The organism is Luteibacter sp. P4_E6, assembly GCF_056401535.1.
On sequence record NZ_JBFUJE010000237.1, the window covers coordinates 1 to 6,067 of the forward strand.

A 6,067-nucleotide genomic window follows, 5' to 3' on the forward strand; every position below is an offset into this window, starting at 1 on the left:
GGGAAGGCAAGCCGGGCAAGATCGACCTGCTCGAGCGCTGATGCGGCGGACGGCGCCCGTTTAAGGCGTTTGATCCGCGGGTCGGTATTCGAACGTGGCCTGGGCGGCCTGGGTCGTTGGCAGGTTCACCTTTATCAGCGGCCGCCAGGCACCCACCGTCTTCTGGAAATCCGCCTGTTCCGACCGGCCGTCGGCAAGCCCAGCCGCAGTGGCATAGAAGAACGCCTCGACGCCAACCTTGTCCGGCGCACTCTTCCAGCTGTCGATGATGATCTCGTTCTGTACGTTGAAGGTTTCGACGCCGAGACCCTTCTCCGCGTCGAGTGACGCCGTGAACATGGCCGCCGAGTTCGCCGTGCCCTCTGCTACGGTGAAACTGCACTGTCGTTGACGCGGATTGTTTCCCGGAGGACCGCCCCAGTAGTGTGCAAGCCACTGGGCTGCGGTCGCGATGCCTTGACGTTGACAGGGCCCGCTGTCGGTCGGATACCCCGCATTTGCGCCGCAACCCTTCTCGGAACGGGCGTCACTGTCGGCATCGATGGGAAACGAGCAGAGGATGGCGAGCTCCACCGTCACGCCGGGCCGAAAAACCTCCGGGTACACGATGAATCCGTGCGTATACCCGTACGCCAGCTTGTTGTACTTCGCATCCTGGCGAAGGAACGAGAAGGAAACGCCGTCGCCCTTGGGGCTACCCGGGTTGGGATGCCAGGAATGGTAGGCGGTCGAGTAAGTGGTGCCGCGAAGCAGAATGCCCGAGCACAGGAACGAGGGCTGCGAAGCCCCACCGCAGTTGACTGATGACTCCCCATACCGCGCCGCCAGATGGTCACGGACCAGTGCGCCTTCCTCGTCGTGGCTCGCCATTGTCGATGGCGGAGCACCCGGCCGAACGGTCCGGGGCGGCGAAACAGTGGTGCACCCGCCGATCAATACGACGGCAACGATCATCATCCTGAAAATACGTCCGCGACCACGCATAGCACTCTCCTTGTGCGACTTTTCCGGCCCGCCTGGCCGGGCTGCTAGTGTCCCGCCCGCATGCAGCCAGGCCCATCCCCCATTGGTTGTAGGGTTTCAAGGCACATATTCGGAAATCGTTGCCACGACCTTCGAACGCCCAAAAGAAAACGCCGCCCGAAGGCGGCGTTCTCGATGCGCAGGATCTGGCGAAAAAAACTTACTTGCTGCCCATCCGCGACTTCAGCGCGTCGACCACGCGACGGACGCCATCGGCGTCGCCCTGGGCACGGACTTCGCTGCCGGTGCCGCTCGGATTGATGGTCAGCACGACCGTATGGCTCGCGCCCTGCGCCGAGGCCGGAGCGTCCTTGGCGTCCTGGTTTGCGTCCTTGCCACCACCGAACATGCGGCGGAACAGGCCCGGACGGGCTTCCGGACGGCCAGGCTTCGCGGCGATCTGGTAGGTATGGTTGGTGTCGTCGTGCGAGATCACGCTACCCAGGTCGCCCTGGGCCAGCTGTTCGCCGATGCGCTTGTAGGCGGTCTCGACATCGTCAGCCAGGATGAAGCCGTCGGAGACCGGCGCGGCGTTGGTTGCAGCGGCATTGGCGGCCGCGGCACCCGAGCCTACTTCCGGAATCACCAGGGCGGCGCTCGTCGACGGCGTATCCAGGCCCGGCGGAATCTCGAGCGGAGCTTCCTGCTGGGCACGATCCCAGTCCTTCTTCGAGCGGAACGCACCGCAACCGGACACCAGCAGGGCGGAAAGAATCAATGCCGGGACGACCAGCGCGTACGAGGTTTTCTTCATGAACTCGGGTTCCGTTGAATAGGGTTGCTTCAGGCAGCGGACGACAATGGTGCCAGAGCGGCGAGCGTTTCGCGCACCCTGTCCAGCGCCGGGCCCGCTTCCAGCTCGACCAGGGGCAGCCGTGGAGCGGCCGAACCGAGCCCCAGGGCAGCCAGACCGGCCTTGACCGGGATGGGGTTCGGCGCGCAATTGAGCGCTTCGATCAGCGGGGCAAGCCGTGCCGTCTCCCTCGCGGCCCGCTCCGGGTCGCCCGAACGGGCGGCGTCGCAGAAGGCGCGAAAGGCTTCAGGCACGAGATTGGCCACGACCGAAATGGTTCCGGCAGCGCCCGCCAGCATGGCCTGGTGGGCCGAGCCGTCGTCGCCGCTGAGGTAGACGAAATCCGGACGAATAAGTTCCGCGAGGGCGCGAATGCGCTCGGCGTCGCCCCGGGCTTCCTTGATGCCGATGATGCCCGGATGGTCGCGCAGCACCGCCACGGTCTCCGGCGCGATGTCGCAGCCGGTGCGCGGGGGCACGTTATAGAGGATGACCGGCAGGCCGCCCTCATCCGCCACGGCGAGGAAATGCCGGCGCATGCCTTCCTGGGTCGGGCGAACGTAGAACGGCGCGACCACCAGGGCCACGTCCGCACCCAGGGTCTTCGCGAGGCGTGTAGTGGCAATGGTTTTCGCGGTACCCGCCTCGCCGGTGCCGGCGATGACGGGAATGCGGTGGTTCACGTGCTTCACGGCGAAGCCGAGCAGGCGCTCGAATTCGTCGTGCTCGAGAAAATGGGACTCGCCCGTGGACCCGGCGACCACGACAGCCTGGGTGCCACCGGCGATCTGCTGGTCGAGCAGTCGGCCGAACGCGTCTAGATCGAGGGAGCCGTCGTCGGCGAACGGCGTCGCCAGCGCGGTGATACTTCCGGAGATGTCCAAGGTGAAACCCGTTGAGTTACCAGCCGTTCGCATGTTACCGGGGCACCTGCGGCGAGTCCATTCGGGGCGTGCACCCATCATTCCATGCGGAGTGTCTTGCTAGCGTGCGACGGGGCCAAGTAAGCTCGGGCCCGTAGCGACGCCCTGCGCCCCGCGGGTCGCGCCATCGGTAGTCGAGCCTTGAATCGTTCCGCAGTACGCAGCACCACCACCGACAACCAGCTCCTCATCTCGACGCTGTCGCCGGCACACCGCGCCCCGATCCTCGCGCTGGCCAAGCGCATCGCGGATTCCGGCTGCAACATGGCCGACGCCCGCGTCTCCACGATCGGCAACGACACCTCCGTGATGCTGCTCGCCTCCGGCGCCTGGGACGCCGTCGCCAAGCTGGAAACGGCGCTGGGCAAGCTCGCCCGCGACGAAGAGCTACAGATTGTCCATTACCGCACCACGCCGCGGGAGCCCACCTCGCACCTATTGCCTTACCTGGTCGAAGTGATCGCCGCCGACCGGCCCGGCATCCTGGTCAAGATCATCGAGTTCTTCTCGCGCCGCGACATCAGCGTCGAGCAGCTCACCTCCATGCGCTATCAGGCCATGCAGACCGGCGCCGAAATGTTCCAGGCGCAGATCACCATCGGCATTCCGTCGGAGACGCATATCGCCGCCTTGCGCGACGATTTCCTCGAGTTGTGCGATGGCCTCAATCTCGACGCCATCATGGACCCCGTGAAGTTCTGACCCAAGGGAAGACAAACCTACGCATGATCGGCAAGGGCAAGAAGCTACCCAAACTCGAAGGCGCGCTGGGCGATGGCACGAGCCTGTCGCTGGCCTCCCTCCACGGCAAGTGGGTCGTGGTCTTCTTCTACCCGAAGGACAACACGCCAGGCTGTACGAACGAGGCGAAGGACTTCCGCGATCTCTACGGACAATTCCAGGCCCGAAACGCCGAAGTCATCGGCGTGTCCCGCGACTCCGTGCGTTCGCATGCGAACTTCGCGACCAAACACGAACTACCCTTCCCGCTCGTCTCCGATGCCGACGAGGCCTGGTGCCAGGCCTTCGATGTCATCCATGAGAAGGTGCTGTACGGCAAACGCTATCTCGGCGTGGTCCGCAGCACGTTCCTGATCGACCCCAACGGCAAGCTCGCCGCGGAATGGCGTGGGATCAAGATCCCCGGCCACGCACGAGCCGTTCTCGAGAGTGTTCCCACCGCGTGACGGATACCGCGTCATGCGGCTCCTCCCCCCGGCCGTCGCCGTGCGGCCGGTTTTGCAACCTCTGCAAGAGGTCACTTCCGTATGACCGGAAGCAAGCGCATCTACGCCCTCGACACCAACGTGCTGCTGCACGACCCGACATCGCTGTTCCGCTTCGAGGAGCACGACGTCTTCATACCAATGACGGTGCTGGAGGAACTGGACGACAAGAAGAAAGGCGGCTCGGAAGTTTCGCGCAACGGCCGCCAGGTAAGCCGTTTCCTCAATGAACTGATCGAACACGGCGGCGGCGATGGCATCCGCAACGGCGTGGAACTGATCAACCCGCAGGGCATCAAGCTCAAGCGTGGTGCCGTGGGTCGGCTGTTCTTCCAACAGCGCACGGGCCACGGCAACGGCAAGGCCGACAACCAGATCCTGGCCGCCGTCATCGATCTACGCGACCAGTACCCCGACCGGCCGGTCATCCTCGTCTCCAAGGACATCAACCTTCGGATCAAGGCGTCGATCTACGGCATCACCGCCGAAGATTACGAGAACGACCGCGCGCTGGATGACTTCGCCCTGCTCTTTACCGGCTCGGACGAGCTCCCCGAAGACTTCTGGACACGGCATCCGGAACTGCGTTCCTGGAACGAGCGTGGCCGCACGTTCTATGAAGTGGACATGCTCGAGGAAKAAAACTGGTACGCCAACGAATGCCTGTACATGCCCGGCGAGAACGATGTCGAGCTGCGCGTACTGGAAATTCGCGGCGATGAGGAGAACCGCAAGGCAAAACTCGTCCTGCTCGACGATCACACGCATGCCGCGCACGGCGTGTGGGGCATCGCGGCGCGCAATCGCGAACAGAATTTCGCGATGAACCTACTGATGGATCCCGACGTCGACTTCGTCACCCTGCTGGGCACGGCCGGTACCGGCAAGACCCTGCTCGCGCTCGCGGCAGGCCTGGCCCAGGTGATGGACCAGCAGCGCTATCGCGAAATCATCATGACCCGCGCCACGGTCTCGGTCGGCGAAGACATCGGCTTCCTGCCGGGTACCGAGGAGGAGAAAATGACGCCGTGGATGGGCGCCCTGACGGATAACCTCGAAGTACTCGCCAATCCGGAGGAAGGCGGTTCCTGGGGGCGCCAGGCAACCAACGACCTGCTCGCGTCACGCGTGAAGATCCGTTCGCTGAACTTCATGCGTGGCCGCACCTTCCTCAGCCGCTATCTCATCATCGACGAGGCCCAGAACCTCACGCCGAAGCAGATGAAGACCCTGATCACGCGCGCCGGCCCAGGCACGAAGATCGTCTGCCTGGGCAACGTCGAGCAGATCGACACGCCGTACCTGACGGAGACCACATCGGGCCTCACCTACGCGGTGGACCGCTTCAAGATGTGGGCCCACTCGGGGCACATCACGCTCAAGCGCGGCGAGCGGTCGAGACTGGCCGATTTCGCTTCCGAAGCGTTGTAAGCAGCAGCAAAAGCGCGGGTAGCGATGCCCGCGCTTTTTTACCGGATAGCTCGCTGCGCGAGCTCATGCTCTTAATGTAGGAGCCGATTCATCGGCGAAAGCCAACGGAGCGGTAACGCCGTAAGCCTGTCACCGCCTATGACGCGGGTTGCACTGGAGAGCCGCGAGGGGCAAGGCCCTTGGGGCCGCAGGCGCGGCTCTTCGAGACGGGCCGTAGCACCGCGTTCGCATTCCATGTGAACTGAGCGGCCCTCAGCTTATGCGGCCCCAAGGGCCTTACCCCTCGCGGCACCAAACGTCGAAGTTCGTTGTGGTCGAGAGCGCACCGCCGACAAACATGCCGCGCGCCCGCTATCGTAGGAGCCGATTCATCGGCGAACGCTCTTGCCTTACAGCTATCCTTTCGCGATGACCAAGACCGTCAAAGCCAAACCCAATACCCTGACCATCGCCGGCTCAGACTCCGGCGGCGGCGCAGGCATCCAGGCTGACCTGAAAACCTTCCACGCGCGCGGAACCCACGGTCTCACCGCGATAACAGCCGTGACATCGCAGAACACGCGTGCCGTGACTGCTGTGCACACCCTGCCTCTCTCTCACATTCGCAGCCAGATCGATGCGGTGTTCGATGACTTTCCGATCTCGGCGGTGAAGACCGGCATGCTCGGCAG

At 64.1% G+C, this 6,067-nt stretch carries 7 protein-coding genes; 4 read left to right on the plus strand and 3 right to left on the minus strand.

The window, feature by feature from the left end:
• Positions 1-60 precede the first annotated feature (60 nt).
• The 3 genes from AC1DT2_RS14030 to dapA form a co-directional block, all read right to left on the minus strand.
• Positions 61-870 (minus strand): hypothetical protein, encoded by an 810-nt coding sequence (locus AC1DT2_RS14030; protein ID WP_477296955.1) that lies wholly within the window; start codon positions 868-870, stop codon positions 61-63.
• A 313-nt stretch (positions 871-1,183) separates the two neighbouring features.
• Positions 1,184-1,777, minus strand: coding sequence for a hypothetical protein (locus AC1DT2_RS14035; RefSeq protein ID WP_063570391.1), 594 nt, complete (start codon positions 1,775-1,777; stop codon positions 1,184-1,186).
• A gap of 29 nt (positions 1,778-1,806) precedes the next feature.
• Positions 1,807-2,700, minus strand: a complete 894-nt coding sequence (gene dapA / locus AC1DT2_RS14040) for a 4-hydroxy-tetrahydrodipicolinate synthase (protein WP_477296960.1) — start codon at positions 2,698-2,700, stop codon at positions 1,807-1,809.
• Between the two features lie 165 nt (positions 2,701-2,865).
• Between dapA and AC1DT2_RS14045 the strand changes: the two genes are divergently transcribed.
• The 4 genes from AC1DT2_RS14045 to AC1DT2_RS14060 all read left to right on the plus strand — a co-directional run.
• Positions 2,866-3,441: an ACT domain-containing protein gene (locus tag AC1DT2_RS14045; protein WP_063570389.1), complete on the plus strand. Its 576-nt coding sequence runs from the start codon at positions 2,866-2,868 to the stop codon at positions 3,439-3,441.
• 23 nt (positions 3,442-3,464) lie between these two features.
• The gene (locus AC1DT2_RS14050) at positions 3,465-3,926 is read left to right on the plus strand and encodes a peroxiredoxin (RefSeq protein WP_063570388.1); all 462 of its coding nucleotides are present in this window, start codon (positions 3,465-3,467) and stop codon (positions 3,924-3,926) included.
• 81 nt (positions 3,927-4,007) lie between these two features.
• Positions 4,008-5,396, plus strand: a complete 1,389-nt coding sequence (locus AC1DT2_RS14055; protein WP_477296956.1) for a PhoH family protein — start codon at positions 4,008-4,010, stop codon at positions 5,394-5,396.
• Between the two features lie 408 nt (positions 5,397-5,804).
• Positions 5,805-6,067: bifunctional hydroxymethylpyrimidine kinase/phosphomethylpyrimidine kinase (locus tag AC1DT2_RS14060; protein WP_477296958.1), on the plus strand; the 263-nt coding region annotated here is incomplete at its 3' end.